Origin of the sequence: Streptacidiphilus cavernicola, from assembly GCF_042510955.1 — a bacterium.
In the GTDB taxonomy this organism is placed as follows: Bacteria; Actinomycetota; Actinomycetes; order Streptomycetales; family Streptomycetaceae; genus Streptacidiphilus; species Streptacidiphilus cavernicola.
This window is the reverse complement of sequence record NZ_JBHFAB010000015.1, coordinates 1-16,544: the sequence shown is the minus strand read 5'-3', so window position 1 is coordinate 16,544 and position 16,544 is coordinate 1. Positions and strand designations below refer to the sequence as shown.

The 16,544-nt window shown below is 71.8% G+C and carries 14 protein-coding genes, 2 rRNA genes and 1 riboswitch; of the genes, 6 read left to right on the top strand and 10 right to left on the bottom strand.

Translation table 11 applies throughout. The features are described from left to right. The first annotated feature begins 149 nt into the window (after positions 1-149). Positions 150-437: a hypothetical protein gene (locus tag ACEZDE_RS20380; RefSeq protein ID WP_380537794.1), complete on the top strand. Its 288-nt coding sequence runs from the start codon at positions 150-152 to the stop codon at positions 435-437. A gap of 76 nt (positions 438-513) precedes the next feature. On the opposite strand, the gene ACEZDE_RS20375 is transcribed toward ACEZDE_RS20380, so the two are convergent. Next, positions 514-1,284 (bottom strand): GntR family transcriptional regulator, encoded by a 771-nt coding sequence (locus tag ACEZDE_RS20375; RefSeq protein ID WP_380537792.1) that lies wholly within the window; start codon positions 1,282-1,284, stop codon positions 514-516. A 147-nt stretch (positions 1,285-1,431) separates the two neighbouring features. Next, positions 1,432-2,505 carry a glycoside hydrolase family 19 protein gene (locus tag ACEZDE_RS20370; protein ID WP_380537790.1) on the bottom strand — a complete coding sequence of 358 codons (1,074 nt, stop codon included), beginning with the start codon at positions 2,503-2,505 and terminating at the stop codon, positions 1,432-1,434. Positions 2,506-2,736: 231 nt separating this feature from the next. Here ACEZDE_RS20370 and ACEZDE_RS20365 point away from each other — a divergent pair, with 231 nt between their 5' ends. Both ACEZDE_RS20365 and ACEZDE_RS20360 read left to right on the top strand, forming a co-directional pair. Then, entirely contained in the window at positions 2,737-5,565 is a 2,829-nt protein-coding gene (locus tag ACEZDE_RS20365) for an alpha/beta fold hydrolase (RefSeq protein WP_380537788.1), read from the top strand. Beyond that, entirely contained in the window at positions 5,562-6,428 is an 867-nt protein-coding gene (locus ACEZDE_RS20360; RefSeq protein WP_380537786.1) for an ABC transporter permease, read from the top strand. Before ACEZDE_RS20365 ends, ACEZDE_RS20360 begins: the two co-directional genes overlap by 4 nt. A 98-nt stretch (positions 6,429-6,526) precedes the next feature. Here the strand turns inward: ACEZDE_RS20360 and ACEZDE_RS20355 are convergent, their stop codons facing one another. The 3 genes from ACEZDE_RS20355 to ACEZDE_RS20345 form a co-directional block, all read right to left on the bottom strand. Continuing rightward, complete coding sequence (locus tag ACEZDE_RS20355) at positions 6,527-7,723, bottom strand: transglycosylase family protein (protein WP_380537784.1); 1,197 nt, start codon at positions 7,721-7,723, stop codon at positions 6,527-6,529. 5 nt (positions 7,724-7,728) lie between these two features. Beyond that, a riboswitch (cyclic di-AMP (ydaO/yuaA leader) is annotated at positions 7,729-7,890 on the bottom strand. A gap of 149 nt (positions 7,891-8,039) precedes the next feature. Beyond that, positions 8,040-8,324, bottom strand: coding sequence for a hypothetical protein (locus ACEZDE_RS20350; protein WP_380537781.1), 285 nt, complete (start codon positions 8,322-8,324; stop codon positions 8,040-8,042). Between the two features lie 158 nt (positions 8,325-8,482). After that, positions 8,483-9,007, bottom strand: coding sequence for a MarR family winged helix-turn-helix transcriptional regulator (locus tag ACEZDE_RS20345; protein WP_380537778.1), 525 nt, complete (start codon positions 9,005-9,007; stop codon positions 8,483-8,485). 83 nt (positions 9,008-9,090) lie between these two features. Here ACEZDE_RS20345 and ACEZDE_RS20340 point away from each other — a divergent pair, with 83 nt between their 5' ends. Beyond that, on the top strand, positions 9,091-9,645 hold the full coding sequence (locus ACEZDE_RS20340; protein ID WP_380537775.1) for a YceI family protein: 555 nt from the start codon (positions 9,091-9,093) through the stop codon (positions 9,643-9,645). Between the two features lie 98 nt (positions 9,646-9,743). Here the strand turns inward: ACEZDE_RS20340 and glnII are convergent, their stop codons facing one another. The 3 genes from glnII to ACEZDE_RS20325 all read right to left on the bottom strand — a co-directional run bounded on the left by glnII (position 9,744) and on the right by ACEZDE_RS20325 (position 13,043). Then, positions 9,744-10,766 (bottom strand): glutamine synthetase, encoded by a 1,023-nt coding sequence (gene glnII / locus ACEZDE_RS20335; protein ID WP_380537773.1) that lies wholly within the window; start codon positions 10,764-10,766, stop codon positions 9,744-9,746. A 209-nt stretch (positions 10,767-10,975) separates the two neighbouring features. Next, complete coding sequence (locus tag ACEZDE_RS20330; RefSeq protein ID WP_380537771.1) at positions 10,976-12,196, bottom strand: beta-ketoacyl-[acyl-carrier-protein] synthase family protein; 1,221 nt, start codon at positions 12,194-12,196, stop codon at positions 10,976-10,978. 181 nt (positions 12,197-12,377) lie between these two features. After that, complete coding sequence (locus tag ACEZDE_RS20325; RefSeq protein ID WP_380537768.1) at positions 12,378-13,043, bottom strand: YigZ family protein; 666 nt, start codon at positions 13,041-13,043, stop codon at positions 12,378-12,380. A gap of 199 nt (positions 13,044-13,242) precedes the next feature. Here ACEZDE_RS20325 and ACEZDE_RS20320 point away from each other — a divergent pair, with 199 nt between their 5' ends. Together ACEZDE_RS20320 and ACEZDE_RS20315 are read left to right on the top strand one after the other, a co-directional pair. Beyond that, on the top strand, positions 13,243-14,595 hold the full coding sequence (locus tag ACEZDE_RS20320) for an NAD(P)/FAD-dependent oxidoreductase (RefSeq protein ID WP_380537765.1): 1,353 nt from the start codon (positions 13,243-13,245) through the stop codon (positions 14,593-14,595). An 18-nt stretch (positions 14,596-14,613) separates the two neighbouring features. Continuing rightward, the gene (locus tag ACEZDE_RS20315) at positions 14,614-15,957 is read left to right on the top strand and encodes a DUF5685 family protein (RefSeq protein ID WP_380537762.1); all 1,344 of its coding nucleotides are present in this window, start codon (positions 14,614-14,616) and stop codon (positions 15,955-15,957) included. Between the two features lie 317 nt (positions 15,958-16,274). Here the strand turns inward: ACEZDE_RS20315 and rrf are convergent. Beyond that, positions 16,275-16,391: ribosomal RNA gene (gene rrf, locus ACEZDE_RS20310) — 5S ribosomal RNA — on the bottom strand. 50 nt (positions 16,392-16,441) lie between these two features. After that, positions 16,442-16,544: ribosomal RNA gene (locus ACEZDE_RS20305) — 23S ribosomal RNA — on the bottom strand; the annotation flags it as partial.

Genomic DNA, 16,544 nt, shown 5'->3' with positions numbered 1-16,544 from the left:
ACCGGTTGCTACCCGCAGCCACCAGGCGGATACGTTCCGTGCCACGGGAAAGCCAGATCGCGTGCACACTTTCTGAGCAAACCGTGCACATGCCAATCGCATATGCGTAAGGATGGTTGTGGTAGACGCCGAATAGCCGGGAGATTTCCGTGGGCCGTCACGCACCAGACCCGTTGCCCAGTCCGACCACCACCCGCACCCATCTGCGCGTGCTGTCGAACCTGCTGGCCAAGCATGCGGCCGACCTCCCGGACGCCACCCTGAGCGACAGCTCCCGCCAGGACGCCATCCGCCTGCTGGCGTGGGCGACTTCGGCCGCCGCGCTGGCCGCCGCGGCGCTGAGCGAGAACGACCCGGCGCAGGCCGTCCGCTACCGCAGACAGGTCAGGGAGACCCTGGCCGAGGCGCACGCCCTGGCCTGGTACCCCGGCGCCTGAGAGTCTATGACGGATTGTCATGTACGGATAGCAAGCCTCCCGGGCCTGCCGCCCGGTCAGCCCGTTGGCGAACCCGTCAGCCCGAGGTGTCGTCGAAACGCAGCCGGGAGGTGATCCGGTAGCGGTCGCCCCGGTAGACCGCGTGGGCGAACTCCACGATCCGCCCGGCGCCGTCCCTGGTGGTCCGCTCGACCTGGAGGATCGGCGCGTACACCGGGACGTCCAGCAGCTCGGCCTGCTCGGGGTTGGTGACGGCCGGCTCCAGCGTCTGCACCGCGTCCGACACCACCACCGCGAAACGTTCACGCAGCAGCCGGTAGAAGTTGCCGGTCTCCATGTCCTCCGGGAGCAGCCCCGGCACCAGTGCGGCCGGGAGCTCCAGCTGCTCGATCGACATCGGCGCGCCGTCCACGTCGCGGACCCGGGTGATCCTCAGCACCGGGTCCGCGGGGTCCAGGCCCAGCCGGGCCGCACGGGCCGGACCGGCCGGGCCGGTCGTGAAACGGACCACCCTGCTGGTCCAGTCCCCCTCGGCCGGCGGCACCGCCAGGCCGTCCGCGCTGCCGGACATCTCCTGGGTGACCTTGTGCGGGCTGGTGAAGGTGCCCTTGCCGTGCTGGCGGACCAGCAGTCCGCTGCGCACCAGCTCCTCCACCGCGGCCCGGACGGTCGGCCGGGAGACGCCGAGCCGGGTGGCCAGATCGCGTTCGGGCGGAAGGCTGGTCCCCGGCCCGGAGCGGCCGATCACCTGCATCAGGTGCCGCCGCACCAGGTCGCGCTTGACGGTGGGGGGTCTGTGGGCGGACGGCTCGGGGCTGTCGCCGCCGTCCCGATCGGTACTGGTCACGCCGCCATGGTCGCAATGTTCGGGGCCGTCCGTGCACCGGTTGGCCGGACCGGCGGGTCTTGACACTCGTCCAGGTGTCACGTCACCGTTGAGCGACGTGCGGCCCCCGCGCTTCCTGGCGCGCGGGGGCCGCACGTCGCGTGTCGGCTAGCAGGTCAGGTTGCCGCCGGGGCTGACCCCGAGGATCGCCGCGTAGCTCTCGTACTTGTTGACCCGGTCCTGCATCTCGGCGGTGTTGGCGCCGTTGCACTCGACGCTGCCGTTGATGCTGCGGATCGTCTCACCGAAGCCGGCGCCGTTGACCATCGCGTTGTGCGCGGTCATGGTGCCGGGGCCGGTCTGGGTGTCCCAGTACCAGAGCGCGGTCTTCCAGGAGATCGCGGCGTCGGTCTGGACCAGGCTGGGGTTGTCGAGCAGGTCGACGCCGAGCGCGTCCCCGGCCGCCTTGTAGTTGAAGTTCCAGCTCAGCTGCATCGGGCCGCGGCCGTAGTAGGCGTAGGTGCCGGCCGGGCAGCCGTACGACTCGCTCGCGCAGTAGTTGCCGGACTGGTCGATCTCGGTGATGTACACCAGGCCCCCGGTCTCGTGGCTGACGTTGGCCAGGAAGGCCGCCGCCTCCTGCGCCTGGACCGTGCTGCTGCCGGTCGTCGCGAACTGCGGGTAGGCGCTGAGCGCCGCGATCAGGCCGCTGTAGGTGTAGAAGGAGTTCCGGCTCGGGAACATCTGGTTGAACTGGGCCTCGCTGACCGGGAATCCGCCCGAGGACGGCGGTGTGGTGCCGCCACCGCCGCCGGTGCAGGTGTACGGCGACCAGTACCAGGTGCTGATGGTCGGGTCGTAGCCCGGGTTGTCGTGCGTGGCCTGGTAGTAGAGGCCGTTGCTGTACTGGACGATCGCACCGGCGCTGTAGTTGGTGCCGGCCACCCAGGCGGGGTAGTTGCAGCTGCCGGCCGGGGGCGTGGTGCCGCCTCCGCCGCCGCCACAGGCGCCCTGGTCGGTCCACACGCCGACGCTGCCGCCGGGGGTGTCGCCCTGGGTCCACCACTTGGCCTGCCAGTTGTCGCCGTTGTACGAGGCGGTGTTGCCGCCCACGTAGACGGTGCCGGAGCTCCAGGCCGCCGCGCAGGCGGGGGCGGCCGAGGCGGTGGGCTGGAACGTGACGCCCAGTCCGATCGCCAGGGCCAGGGTCAGCAGGAACGCCGCTATGCGGTGTCGGGACATCGGTCACTCCTTCATGCGGGTGGGGCCGCACGTGATCGAGGACAGGACTGTCCCCTCGAACCGCCGAGGCGGTCGGGAACAGGGAACATGTACCGACTCAACCGCCTTTGGTCTATACCTGTCAATGGTTTCGGGCCCAGGCTTTCCAGTTACGGATCGTCAGCCGGGCACCGATGCGCGGGGATGAACGTTCACCCAGCATCGGTGATCTCCACACTTCTAAGGACCTCCATGGCTTTTCGACTGCCACGCCCGCGACGCGCACTGGTCGCGGCAGCAGCAGCCGCAGCACTGCTGGTGGGGGCCGGCGCCTGGACCGCCGCCGCCGCGCACGGCCCGGCGGCGGTGCGGCAGCAGGACCAGGTGCTGTCGTTCCCCTCATCACCGGGCAGCAGTGCCACGGTGGGGATCGACACCTCCTACTTCACCTCGGGCGAGCCTGGCGTACGCAGACCCGCCATCCTGCTGGCGCACGGCTTCGGCGGCAGCAAGGAGGGGATGCGGCCCGAGGCGGAGGCCCTGGCCAGGGACGGCTACGCGGTGCTGACCTGGTCGGCCCGCGGCTTCGGCAAGTCCGGCGGCGACATCGGGCTGAACGATCCGGGACGCGAGGTCGCCGACGTCAGCGGCCTGATCGACTGGCTGGCCGAGCAGCCGCTGGTGCAGTTGGACGCGCCCGGCGACCCGAGGGTGGGCGTGGCCGGGGCCTCCTACGGCGGCGCCATCTCCCTGCTGGCGGCCGGCTACGACACACGGGTGGACGCGATCGCCCCGGAGATCACCTACTGGAACCTCTCCGACGCGCTGTTCCCTGACGGTGTGTTCAAGAAGCTCTGGGCCGGGATCTTCTTCACCACCGGATCGACCGGCGCCGCCGCGGGCGCCGCCTCCCCCGCCCCGACCGCCGGTGCCGGGACCGGGCCCGCTGCCGGCGCCGACGCCGACGCCGACCCCGCCTGCGGGCGCTTCTCCCCCGAGCTCTGCGCGATGTACCAGCGGGTCGCCGTCGCCGGGAAGCCGGACGCGGCGGCGGAGCAGCTGCTCGCCGCGCGCAGCCCCTCGGCGGTGGCGGACCGGATCAAGGTCCCGACCCTGCTGCTGCAGGGCCAGACCGACTCGCTGTTCCCGCTGGACCAGGCCGACCAGGCCGCCGCCGCGATCCGCGGCAACGGCGCGCCGGTCTCCGTGGACTGGATCGCGGGCGGCCACGACGGCGGGAACCAGGAGGCGGCCCGGGTGCAACAGCGCACCGAGGACTGGTTCGACCGCTACCTCAAGGGCGACCGCTCGGCGGACACCGGCCCGGCCTTCCGGGTCAGCCGCAGCAGTGGCGTGAACAGCACCGAGGGGACGGTCGCGCTGGAAGGCGCCAGCGCCGACAGCTACCCGGGGCTGGACGGGACGCCGCGTCAGATCGCGCTGACCGGACCACCGCAGACCTTCCAGAACCCGGCCGGGGCCGCCCCGCCCGCGGTCTCGGCGGTGCCCGGCCTGGGCTCGCTCGGTCAGCTCTCCGGACTGGGGCTCGGGGTGTCGCTGGACTTCCCGGGCCAGTCGGCGCAGTTCCTCTCCGCCCCGCTGACCACCGCGCTGCGGATCACCGGCTCGCCGACGGTGCGCATCCACGTCAGCGCCGACACCGACGACGCGGTGCTGTTCGCCAAGCTCTACGACGTCGCCCCGGGCGGCGGCAGCACGGCCGACGCCGGCACCGGCACCGGCAGCAGCGGCACTGGCGGCGGCAGCCAGGTGCTGCCGTCCCAGCTGGTGACCCCGCTGCGGGTGACCGGGGCGAAGGCCGGGGCGGACGTGCTGGTGCAGCTCCCGGCGGTGGACCACGAGGTCCCGGCCGGGCACCGGCTGCGGCTGGTGCTGTCCTCGACCGACCTGGCCTACGCCTCGCCGGTGCAGCCCGCGACCTACACCGTCTCCCTGCTCGACGGCGGGGTGAGCGTCCCCACCGACCCGGCGCTGCGCACCGCCGTGGCGCCGCTGCCGTGGTGGGTCTGGGGCCTGCCGCTGCTGGGCCTGCTGGCGGCGGCCCTGCTGCTGCTGACCGGCCGCCGCCGGAGCCGCACCGCCGTCCCGCCCGACACCGCCGAGCCCGACCCCGCCACCGTCCCCTACTCCGACTCCGACTCCGAGATCCCGCTGCTGATCAGCGGGCTGACGAAGCGCTATGCCGGGGCGGCGGACCGCTACGCCGTGCGCGACCTGTCGTTCCGGGTCGAGCGCGGCCAGGTACTGGGGCTGCTCGGGCCGAACGGCGCGGGCAAGACAACCACGCTCCGGATGCTGATGGGCCTGATCCGGCCGGACGGCGGCGAGATCCGGGTCTTCGGCCGGCGGATCCGGCCGGGCGCGCCGGTGCTCTCCCGGGTCGGCTCGTTCGTGGAGGGCCCCGGCTTCCTGCCGCACCTCTCCGGCCGGGCCAACCTCGACCTCTACTGGCGGGCCACCGGCCGTCCGGACCAGGACGCGCACCTGGCCGAGGCGCTGGCCATCGCCGGGCTCGGCGACGCGGTCGAACGGGCGGTCCGCACCTACTCGCAGGGGATGCGGCAGCGCCTCGCCATCGCCCAGGCCATGCTCGGCCTGCCCGACCTGCTGATCCTGGACGAGCCGTTGAACGGCCTGGACCCGCCGCAGATCCGGGAGATGCGCGATGTCATCGTCCGCTACGCGGCGGCCGGACGGACCGTCATCGTCTCCAGCCACCTGCTGGCCGAGGTCGAGCAGACCTGCACCCACCTGGTGGTGATGGACCACGGGCAGCTGGCCCAGGCCGGGCCGGTGCAGGAGATCATCGGCTCCGGCGACACCCTGCTGGTGGGGACCACGCTGCCGCTGGCCCCCGGCGTGCTGGAGAAGATCGCCGAGCTGCCCGGCGTCGCCGCCGCGGAGCCCGCCGAGGGCGGGTTGCTGGTCCGCCTGGACGGCGGGACCGCCGCCGGTCTGACCGCTGACCTGGTCCGCCTGGAGGTCCCGGTGCACAGCCTGGGACCGCACCGCCGCCTCGAGGACGCGTTCCTCACCCTGATCGGAGGCGCTGCCCTGTGAGCAGCACGCTCGACACCCGCGACACCGTCGCCCCCGGCTACACCGCCCGGCACACCCTGCCGCTGCGGGTGGAGGCCGTCCGGCAGCTCCGCAGGCGGCGGACCATGGCGATGGCGGCCCTGGTGGTGCTGCTGCCGCTGATCATCCTGATCGCCTTCGAGGTCGGCGGGAAGCCCGGCGGCCCGAACAACCAGTCCGGCTTCCTCACCGTCGCCACCGCCTCCGGGCCGAACTTCGCAGCAAGCGTGCTGTTCCTCTCCTCCGGCTTCTTCCTGGTGGTCCCGGTCGCGCTGTTCTTCGGCGACACGGTCGCCTCGGAGGCGGGCTGGTCCTCGCTGCGCTACCTGCTGGCGGCGCCGGTGCCGCGGTCCCGGCTGCTGCTCAGCAAACTGACCGTGGCGATGGGCTTCAGCGTGGTGGCGACGCTGCTGGTGCCGCTGGTCGCGCTGGCGGCGGGGACGGCCGCGTACGGCTGGGGTCCGCTGGAGCTCCCGGCCGGCGGCGCCCTGCCGGTCGGCACCTCGACCGTACGGCTGCTGGTCGCGGTGGCGTTCATCATGGTCAGCCAGCTGGTGACGGCCGCGCTGGCGTTCTGGCTGTCGACGGTGACCGACGCCCCGCTGGGCGCGGTCGGCGGGGCGCTGGGGCTCACCATCCTCGGCAACATCCTGGGCGCGATCACCGCGCTGGGCGGCATCCGCGACTTCCTGCCGACCTACTGGGCCTACTCCTGGGTGGACCTGCTGCAGACCCAGCCGCAGTGGGACGGGATGGCCAAGGGCGCCTCGGTCTCGGTCACCTACGCACTGGTGCTGTTCGCGCTGGCGTTCCGGCACTTCCGCGGCAAGGACGTGGTGTCCTGAAAGGGCGTTATCCCCGAAATGCCGATGGGGCCCGCATGCCGGAGTCGGCGTGCGGGCCCCATCGGTGAGGAGGCAACCTCGGTCAAGCGGTACGACGGTCAGCCGATGCGGCCGGCGAAGGTCGGCGCCCAGTTGGCGATGGTGTCGGTCTTGACACCGGCGCTCGGGTTGGCGGCCTCGACGTAGGCGCCGTTGCCGGTGTAGATGGCGACGTGGTAGGCGCCGGCGTCGCTGCCGTCGCTGGACCAGAACAGCAGGTCGCCGGGCTGGAGGTTGCTCAGCGAGACCCGGGTGGATGCGGCGGCCTGGTCCTCGCTGGTGCGGGGGATGGAGATGCCGGCCTTGGCCAGGGTGGCCTGGGCCAGGCCCGAGCAGTCCCAGCTGTTGGGGCCGGTGCCGCCGTACACGTAGGCGTCGCCGACCTGCGCCTGGGCGAAGGCGATGGCCGAGGCCATGCTGCCGGAGGCGTAGTTGCTGCTGTTGTCGCTGCTGCTCGCGGACGTGGTGGTCACGGCGGAGCTGGTGACCGCGGCGTCGCCGCTGGAGCTGGAGCCGGAGTTGCTGGAGCCGGAGCTGTCGGAGCTGGTGCCGGAGGTGACCACGCCACCGCTGAGCTTCAGGATCTCACCGGGGTAGATGACGTTCGGGCCCTCGGTCAGCGAGGCCCGGTTCAGCTGGTACAGGCGCTCCCAGCCACCGGAGACGTGCTGCTTGGCGGCGATGGTGGAGAGCCAGTCGCCGGCGACCACGGTGTAGGTGGTGATGTTGCCCGACGGCGCGGCGGAGGAGCCGGTGGACGCCGAGCTCGACGAGTGGGTGCTCGGGGTGGTGCTGGGCGCGCTCGCCGCGGAGGAGCTGGAGGAGCTGCTGGACGAGCTGGAGGAGGTGTCCACCTGGGCCGGCGCGCCGCCCGCGGTCAGACCGGCCTCCGGGCCGCACACCGGCCAGGCGCCGGGGCCCTGGGAGGCGAGGACCTTCTCGGCGATCGCGATCTGCTGGTCCTTGGTGGCCTGGTCGGCGGTGGCGGCGTACTGGGTGCCACCGTAGGCGGCCCAGGTGTCGGCGGAGAACTGCAGGCCGCCGTAGTAGCCGTTGCCGGTGTTGATCGACCAGTTGTTGGTGCTCTCGCAGCTGGCCACCCGGTCCCAGGTGCTGACCGGAGCAGCGGAGGCGGAGGTCGCGCTGACGAGCGGAATCGCGAGGCCGACACCGGTGAGACCGGCGGAGGCGATCAGACGCTGGGTACGGCTGTGGCGGGACTTGGCGGCACGGTGACGGCCGTTGTGGGACAGCATGAAAGTGCGTTCCTCTCCCACGCCTGCGAGGTGAGCTGTCGGATTCGGGCTGGAGTTGCCCGGCCGTGCGCTGCACGGCTTCACCCCTAGCTGCGACCATGTGTCCGTGACACGCGGTCGCAGCGGCAAACCTGGGTCCCCCGCTCCTGCCATGGTGCTGTGTGTGGGTCTTCGACATCCCCGGTGGCAGGACTCGGCGTTCCGGAGTTGTCTGTTCCGCTTAAACGCGGCGCCAGAAAGATAGACATACCGGAGGGCAAACTACAACCGGCTGTGATCTGCACCACACACCATCCCCCGCCGTTCGACGGGCGCACTACCCCCGACCGGCGCCCAGCGGGGTGATCACCGCACCCTCCAGCCGACCCCCGACCGCGAGCGCGTGCCCTCCGCAGAGCAGCAGCATGCCCCCGGCCGAGTCCGCCACCTGATGCGTCGCCAGATCCGGGCAGGGGGCCGCGAACCGGTCGTAGTCCCAGGTCCGCGGACAGCCGGGAGCGGCGCAGACGCTGCCGTCGGCGACGGCCCGCAGAGTGGCGCCGTGCTCGGGGCAGACGCCCCAGGTGACCTGGCAGCGGAGCGGGTCAGGGTTGTCGGACATGCATCAGACCTTTCGGACGAAGATGAGAGGGATATGAGAGAGGTCACAGCCAGACCCGGCCAACTCCCGCACACAGCAAGGACACAGGAGCATTTCCGTTAAAACGGACATACCACCTATAAGGCACCGTCAGTCGCGTCGGCCCAGGACTCGCAGGGTCAGGACTCGCAGGGATCGGGGTTCTCCAGCCCGCCGAGGATCTTCTCCGACACCGCGGCCAGCACCGCGACCTGATCCGCGCTCAGCCGGTCGAACACCAGCCGTCGGACCGACTCCACATGCCGGGGGGCCGCGGCCTCGATGGCGGCCTGACCGGCCGGGGTGATCACGATGAACGCACCGCGCCCGTCCGCCGAGCACTCCTCACGGGCTATCAGCCCGCGCTTGGCCATCCTGGCCAGGTGGTGCGACATCCGACTCTTCTCCCAGTCCAGCTCGCGCGCCAGCTCCAGAATCCGCCGCCGCCCCCCGTCCAGGTCGGTGAGGTGCACCAGGACGTCGTAGTCCGCGAGCGAGAGGTCGGAGTCAGCCTGCAGGTCGCGGCCGAGGCGGGCGGTGAGCTGTGCCTGCATCCGCAGGAAGGCACGCCAGGCCTGCTGCTCGGCGGCGTCCAGCCAGCGCGGCGCGGGAGCGGTCACGGTCGCGTTCGCCGGGGGCGCGGCCGTGGTGTCGAAGTCGTTCATGGAAACACCCTACATGCCTTGGTTGACACATCACCCATCTTTGCTAGGATCAAGGTGACACGTCAACCACTGAGGAGTCCACCATGGCCGCCACCCTCTCTCCCGAGCTCTCCGGCACCTACAGCATCGACCCGGCACACACCCGGATCGGCTTCGTCGCCCGCCACGCGATGGTCACCAAGGTCCGCGGCTCCTTCAACGAGTTCACCGGCACGGTGGTGGTGGACGCGGAGAAGCCGGAGCAGTCCTCGGCGACCCTCACCATCAAGGTCGACAGCATCGACACCCGCAACGCCGACCGCGACGGCCACCTCCGCAGCAACGACTTCCTCGACCTGGCCACCTACCCGGAGATCAGCTTCAGCTCGACCGGCGTCCAGCTGACCGACGACACCAGCGTGAAGCTCACCGGCGACCTGACAGTCAAGGGCGTGACCCAGTCGGTCACCATCGACTTCGACTACGAGGGCGCGGCCACCGACCCCTTCGGCAACCAGCGCCTCGGCTTCGAGGGCTCGCACGTGATCAGCCGCAAGGACTACGGCATCACCTGGAACGCGCCCCTGGAGACCGGCGGCGTGCTGGTCAGCGACAAGATCACGCTGGAGTTCGAGGTCTCGCTGGTGAAGAACGCCTGACCCCGCACAGCGCACCTGGCATACAGCGCATCCGCCAGAACGACGCAAGGGCCCGCCGGAATCCTCCGGCGGGCCCTTGCGTCGTACGTGCGGGTGGATCAGACCTGGTCGGCCTTCTCCAGCGCGGAGCAGCAGGTGTTGACCAGCAGCCGGGTCACCACATACGGGTCGACGTTGGCGTTGGGGCGGCGGTCCTCGATGTAGCCCTTCTGCTCCACCTCGACCTGCCACGGGATGCGCACCGACGCGCCGCGGTCGGAGACGCCGTAGCTGTAGACGTCCCAGGGGGCCGTCTCGTGCTTGCCGGTCAGCCGGTCCTGGATGCCGTGGCCGTACTGGTTGACGTGCTCCAGCACCTTCTCCTGGTCGGCGCCGAGCGACTCGCAGGCGGTGATGATGGCGTCGTAGCGCTCGCGCATCGCCTTGGTGGAGAAGTTGGTGTGCGCGCCCGCGCCGTTCCAGTCGCCCTTCACCGGCTTGGCGTCGATGGTCACCGCGACGTCGAACTCCTCGGCGGTGCGGTAGAGCAGCCAGCGGGCGACCCACAGGTGGTCCGAGGCGGTCAGCGCGTCGACCGGGCCGATCTGGAACTCCCACTGGCCGGGCATGACCTCGGCGTTGATGCCGCAGAAGGCCAGGCCGGCGGTGAGGCAGCGCTCCATGTGCAGCTCGACCACGTCGCGGCCGAAGACCTCGTCGGCGCCGACGCCGCAGTAGTAGCCGCCCTGGGCCGCCGGGTAGCCGTTGACCGGGAAGCCGAAGGGGCGGCCGTCCTTGAAGAAGTTGTACTCCTGCTCGATGCCGAAGATCGCCTCCTGCGCGGCGAACTGCTCGGCGATCGGGCGCAGCAGGGCCCGGGTGTTGGACTCGTGGGCGCTGCCGTCGATGTTGAAGACCTCGCACAGCACCAGCACGTCGTCGCCGCCGCGGATCGGGTCCGGGCAGGAGAAGACCGGCTTGAGCACCCGGTCCGAGGCGTGGCCCTCGGCCTGGTTGGTGCTGGAGCCGTCGAAGCCCCAGGTCGGAAGCTCGGCGCCGTCGGCCAGGATCCGCGTCTTCGAACGAAGCTTGGCGGTCGGCTCGGTGCCGTCGATCCAGATGTACTCAGCCTTGAAAGTCACGGGCGGCATTCCTCGCGGTGGGGTGGGAACGATGCGGTCGTCCGGTGGCGGTGCTCCGCGTCGCTGGGGAGGTCCGCTGTCGTGCTGTGCAGGAGACTCACATCTCGCAATTTCCCCGCTGTTGCCCATATGTGAACAGGAGGTTAACCGGCCTGCTGGGTGCCCCAGGTCACACTCGCAGACCGGGTGAACCGGACAGAACGTGCGAATCAGCGACGGGTGAAGGCCAGGCTCACGTTGTGGCCGCCGAAGCCGAAGGAGTTGGACACCGCCGCGTCCCAACTCCCGCGCCGGGGGAGGCCCCGGACCAGGTCCAGCTTGACCTCCGGATCCGGCCGGTCCAGGTTGCGGATCGCCGGGGTGACCCCGTCCCGCAGCGAGAGCACCGCCACCGCCGCGCCCAACGCGCCGGACGCGCCCAGCAGGTGACCGGTCATCGACTTGGTGGCGGTGACCACCGGATGGCTGCCCAGCGCGGAGGCGACAGCCGCGGCCTCGACCAGGTCGCCCGAGGGGGTCGAGGTGGCATGGGCGTGGACGTGTCCGACGTCCAGCGGGGTCAGTCCGCCGCTCTCCAGTGCCTGCCGGATCGCCCGGACCTGGCCGTGCTCGTCGGACGCGGTGATGTGGACCGCGCTGGAGGTCAGCCCCGCGCCGGCCAGCAGCGCGTGCACCCGCGCCGCGCGGGCCGCGGCCAGATCGGCCCGCTCCAGCACCAGGACCGCCGCCCCCTCCCCCATCACGAAGCCGTCCCGGTCCAGGTCGAACGGACGGGACGCGGCGTCCGGGTCGTCGTTGCGGGTGGACAGGGCGGTCATCTGCGCGAACCCGGCCAGCGGCAGCGGGGCCAGACAGGCCTCGGTGCCGCCCGCCACCACCACGTCCGCGCGCCCGGCCCGGATCAGGTCCAGGCCCATCGCGATCGCCTCGGCGCCGGACGAGCAGGCGCTGACCGGCGTGCGGGCGCCGCCGAGCGCCCCGAGTTCGATGCTGACCCAGGCCGCGGGGCCGTTGGCCATCAGCATCGGGACGGTGTGCGGGGAGACCCGGCGCGGTCCCGAGCGCTCCAGCACGTCGTCCTGGTCCAGCAGCGAGCACGATCCGCCGGTGCCGGTGCCGATCACCACCGCCAGCCGCTCCGGGTCGACCTCGGGCCGCCCGGCATGGGCCCAGGCCTCACGGGCGGCGACCACCGCGAGCTGCTCGCAGCGGTCCAGGCGCCGGGCCAGCACCCGTTCCAGCACCTCGGTCGGCTCGACCGCCAGCCGCGCCGCGATCCGCACCGGCAGCCCCTCGGCCCACGCCTCGGCCAGCGGGGCGATGGCGGACTCGCCTGCCAGCATCGCCTCCCAGGTGGCCGCCAGGTCACCGCCCAGCGGGGTGCTCGCGCCCAGCCCGGTCACCGCGACCCCGATCGTCCCGTCCGCCATGGCCGCACTCCTGTTCAGAGGAATCAAACCAATCCCGGCTCACGGCAACCGTCTACTGAGTCCGGGTCAGTTCCTGCTGAGCCCCAGCCTGGCACGGTGATCGTCCGGGAGGCAGGTGACACCGCCCACCGAGTCGCCCACGAAGTTCTTGTGGGATCCTCACAACTCGATCCTCACAAGCTCAGGGCCGCCACGGCAGGTCCACCCAGTCCGTCCCCAGCCGCTCCACCGCGGCCGATCCCGCGCTCGCCGCGGCCACCCACTCCTCGAATACCGCCGCGTCCGCCCCGGGGACGCCGACGTCGAAACGGACGCCGACGGCGGTGTAGTCGACCGCTCTGACCACGTGTCCGGCCGCCCGCAGCTCGTTCTCCAACCGTCCGGCCCGGACGTGGTCGGCCTCGACCGCGAACACCGTGACCGGTTGCCGGTGCACCAGCTCGGCCCGGTCCAGCGCGGCCGAGACCGCACCGCCGTAGGCCCGGACCAGGCCGCCCGCGCCCAGCAGCACCCCGCCGAAGTAGCGGGTCACCACCGCCACCGTGTCGGTCAGCCCGCGGCGGCGCAGCACCTCCAGCATCGGCGCCCCCGCCGTCCCGGCCGGCTCGGCGTCGTCGTTGGAACGCTCCCGGCGCGGCCGGTCGCCGATCACATAGGCGGTGCAGTTGTGCCGGGCGTCCCAGAACTCCTTGCGGGTCGCGGCGATGAAGGCCTGCGCCTGCGCCTCGTCCTCGACCCGCAGCAGCGAGCAGAGGAAGCGCGACTTCTTGACCTCGGTCTCATGGACCACGGGACGGCCGCCGGGGGTGGAGACGGTGAGATAGGGCGTCTGCTCCGCCGACGTCATCCCCGTGCTCCGTTCCGATCGATCGCGCCATGGGCGGCCGTGCGACCGTCCTCCCTGGTCAGGGTAGGTGCTACGGGCCGTCGCCGACCAATGCCGGGCTACCGGCCGGCGGCCGTCGCCGAGGGCCTTTTCCGTCGGCCCGGCCGAATGCGCGGAACCGCTCGCCGCCGGGGAGCCGCCGCCACTACGCTCACCAGGCATGACGACGGGTGGGCGGGGCACGGCGGTGGTCATCGGCGGTGGGCTGGCCGGATGCCTCGCCGCCTGGGCCCTGGTCGGCGTGGCCGACCGCATCCTGGTGCTGGAACGCGACCGCTATCCAGAGCAGCCCGCCTTCCGTCCCGGCACCCCGCAGAGCCGGCACGCGCACCTGCTGATGGAGGGCGGACGCCGGGCGCTGCACGACCTGCTGCCGGGCCTGGACGCCGACCTGCTGGCGCACGGCGCCGTTCCGGTGCCGGTCCCCGGCGGGCTGCGCTGGCTCAGCTCCGGCGGCTGGATGCCGCGCTTCGCCACCGACCTGACCTTCCTCTCCGCCACCCGCCCGGTGCTGGACCAGGCCGTGCTGCGGCGGGTGCGCAGCGAACCGTCGGTGACCTTCGTAGAGGGCACCGAGGCGGTCGGCCTGCTCGGCGACGGCACCGCGGTCACCGGCGTCAGGGCCCGCACCCGCGGCGCCGCGCCGGGCGGGACCGGGGCCGGATCGGCGGGCGCCGTCGAGGAGTTGGCGGCCGACCTGGTGGTCGACGCCTCCGGCCGCTCGTCCCGGACGCCGCAGTGGCTGCGGGCGCTGGGCTGCGCCAAGACCCCCGAGGACCGGGTGGACGCAGGCGTCTCCTACACCTCCCGGCTGTTCCACCACGCCCCGGGCATCGACGCCTCGCTGTCCGCCCTTTACATCCAGACCCAGGCCCCGGACCACCCCCGGCTCGGGGTGCTGCTGCCGGTGGAGGGCAGCCGATGGGTGGTCAGCCTCGGCGGGCTGCGCGGCTCGGAGCCGGAACCGGGCGCGGCGGGCTTCGACGCCTTCCTCGGACGGCTCCGCGACCCGGCGCTGCGCGAGGTGCTGTCCACCGCGGATCCCGCGGGCGAGACCTACGGCTTCCGGCCGGGGGCGAGCGTCCGCCGGCACTACCAGCGCGGCGCACCGGACGGCCTGGTCGTGATCGGGGACGCCGCCTGCACCTTCAACCCGGTCTACGGGCAGGGCATCTCCGTCGCCGCGTTCGGCGCGCTGGTGCTGCGCGACGGCGTCCGGGCGCGCGGGCTGCGCCCCGGCACCGCCCGCCAGGTCCAGGCCGGGATCGCGGCCGTGGCCAAGGACGCCTGGATGATGGCCGCGGCCGAGGATGTACGCTTTCCGACCACCACCGGCGGCCCGTCCGGTGCCGTACTGCGGCTGCAGCACCGCTACTTGGACCGGGTCGTCGCCCGCGCCGGCCGCGACCAGGAGGTGTGCGCCAGGTTCAGCGAGGTGATGACCCTGGTGACGCCGCCGACTGTCCTGTTCCGTCCCAAGATCGCGTGGCCGGTGCTGCGCGACCCCCGCTGAAAGGCTCCGTTCCCTTTTATGTTCGGAATCATCAGGCCCTGCCGCCACCGGCTCACGGAACAACTGCACCGCTCCTGGACCGCCCACCTCTGCGGCCTCTGCCTGGCCCTACGCGACGACCACGGCCAACTGGCCCGCACCGCGACCAACTACGACGCACTGGTGGTGTCGGTATTGGTGGAAGCGCAGGTGGGGACGGGTGGCTCCTCCGGCCCGTACGGTTCCGTCAGCTTCTCCGGTTCCTCCGTCTCCCCCAGTTCCGTCAGTGGACGGCGAACCGCGGGCCCCTGCCCGCTCCGCGGCATGCGCACCGCCTCGGTCGCCCACGGCGAGGGAGCCAGACTGGCCGCAGCGGTCTCACTGGCGCTGGCCTCGGCGAAGGTCCGCGACCACGTCGCCGACGGCGACGGCGCCTACGCCCGGCGCCCGGTCGCGCTGACCGCGGGCGGCATAGCCGACCGGTGGGGGCGGCAGAGCCGACGCGGCGGCACGGCACTGGGCTTCGACACCGGACTCCTCTTCGAGACGCTCGGCCGACAGACCGCACTGGAGCAGGCCGCCGGGCTCGGCACCTCAGTCCTGCTGGTCACCGCCCCGACCGAGGAGGCGACCGCACTCGCCCTGGCCCACACCGCCGTCCTGGCCGGACGTCCGAGCAACAGCGCGCCCCTCGCCGAGATCGGCCGCCTCTTCGGCCGACTGGCCCACCTCCTGGACGCAGTCGAGGACCTGACCGAGGATCAGGCCACCGGCGCCTGGAACCCGCTGGCCGCAACCGGCACCAGCCTGGCCGAGGCCCAACGGCTGTGCGACGACGCCGTCCACGGCGTCCGCCTGGCCCTGCGCGACGTCGAGTTCACGGACGGCGCCCTGGCCCACCGGCTACTCGCCCACGAGACCGCCGCAGCAGTACGCCGCACCTTCGGGCACGCAGGGATCGCCAGTCCTGCGGCTTCGACAGCGGCTACGGCACCCGCCGCCCCTCCGACAGCCACGGCCCCTGTCGCCCCCACAGAGGCAAGGCAGGTCGGCTACCCACAGGACCCGAACAACGGTGGCCGCGACAAGAGCAAGCAGCAGCGCCCCACCGACCCGTTCACCTCCTACCGAGCCGCTGGCCCGTTCGGTCCGGGCGACAGTGCCCCACCCCGCCGCCGCAACCCACTGGCCGGCTGCGCGATGTGGACCCTGCTCTGCTGCACCTGCCAGGCCTGCTGCCGCGACGACTACGAGGACCCTTGCAACGGCCGCCGCCGCCAAGGCCCGTGCAGCGACCTGGACTGCTGCGACACCTGCGACCTCAACTGCTGCGAGGCCCTGGAGTGCTGCGAATGCTGTGAGTGCTGCGACTGCGGCTGCTGAAAAACCCGCCAGGTGGGGTCGGCCTTCGCCGTTGGTGCGGTGTCGGGTCCGTCTCGCGCCTGCGGCGCACTGCAGCAACGACGCGGGAGCTGGGGCGGGGTTCGGGTTGGTGCCTGGCTGGCGGGTCGGGGAGTGAATACTCACCAACCCCAACCACCCCGGGGCTCTGTCTTGTGGTTGCTGCTGTGCGCCGGAGGCGCGAGACGGCGCCGCCAGGTGTTCTACGGTGAAGGCCGACCCCACCAACCCGTCTGTTTTGTGTCTGGAACGCAGGTAACCCCCCTGACACTAGGTCAGGGGGGTTACCTGTAATGGTTGTTCGGCGGCGTCCTACTCTCCCACAGGGTCCCCCCTGCAGTACCATCGGCGCTGTGAGGCTTAGCTTCCGGGTTCGGGATGTTGCCGGGCGTTTCCCTCACGCTATGACCACCGAAACTCTTTGAGGCCGGTTGCCTCAGAACCAGACAGTGGACGCGTAGCAACTATGGTCAAGCCCTCGGCTTATTAGTACCGGTCAGCTCCACCCCTTACAGGGCTTCCACATCCGGCCTATCAACCCAGTCGTCTACTGGGAGCCTTACCCACTC

What these genes read in the sequence shown, in the direction of transcription:
- ACEZDE_RS20330 (WP_380537771.1), bottom strand. Translation starts at nt 12,196, where the DNA reads ATGGCGGACGGGACGATCGGGGTCGCGGTGACCGGGCTGGGCGCGAGC.
- ACEZDE_RS20325 (WP_380537768.1), bottom strand. Translation starts at nt 13,043, where the DNA reads ATGACGTCGGCGGAGCAGACGCCCTATCTCACCGTCTCCACCCCCGGC.
- ACEZDE_RS20350 (WP_380537781.1), bottom strand. Translation starts at nt 8,324, where the DNA reads ATGTCCGACAACCCTGACCCGCTCCGCTGCCAGGTCACCTGGGGCGTC.
- ACEZDE_RS20320 (WP_380537765.1), top strand. Translation starts at nt 13,243, where the DNA reads ATGACGACGGGTGGGCGGGGCACGGCGGTGGTCATCGGCGGTGGGCTG.
- ACEZDE_RS20345 (WP_380537778.1), bottom strand. Translation starts at nt 9,007, where the DNA reads ATGAACGACTTCGACACCACGGCCGCGCCCCCGGCGAACGCGACCGTG.
- ACEZDE_RS20340 (WP_380537775.1), top strand. Translation starts at nt 9,091, where the DNA reads ATGGCCGCCACCCTCTCTCCCGAGCTCTCCGGCACCTACAGCATCGAC.
- ACEZDE_RS20355 (WP_380537784.1), bottom strand. Translation starts at nt 7,723, where the DNA reads ATGCTGTCCCACAACGGCCGTCACCGTGCCGCCAAGTCCCGCCACAGC.
- ACEZDE_RS20365 (WP_380537788.1), top strand. Translation starts at nt 2,737, where the DNA reads ATGGCTTTTCGACTGCCACGCCCGCGACGCGCACTGGTCGCGGCAGCA.
- ACEZDE_RS20315 (WP_380537762.1), top strand. Translation starts at nt 14,614, where the DNA reads ATGTTCGGAATCATCAGGCCCTGCCGCCACCGGCTCACGGAACAACTG.
- ACEZDE_RS20370 (WP_380537790.1), bottom strand. Translation starts at nt 2,505, where the DNA reads ATGTCCCGACACCGCATAGCGGCGTTCCTGCTGACCCTGGCCCTGGCG.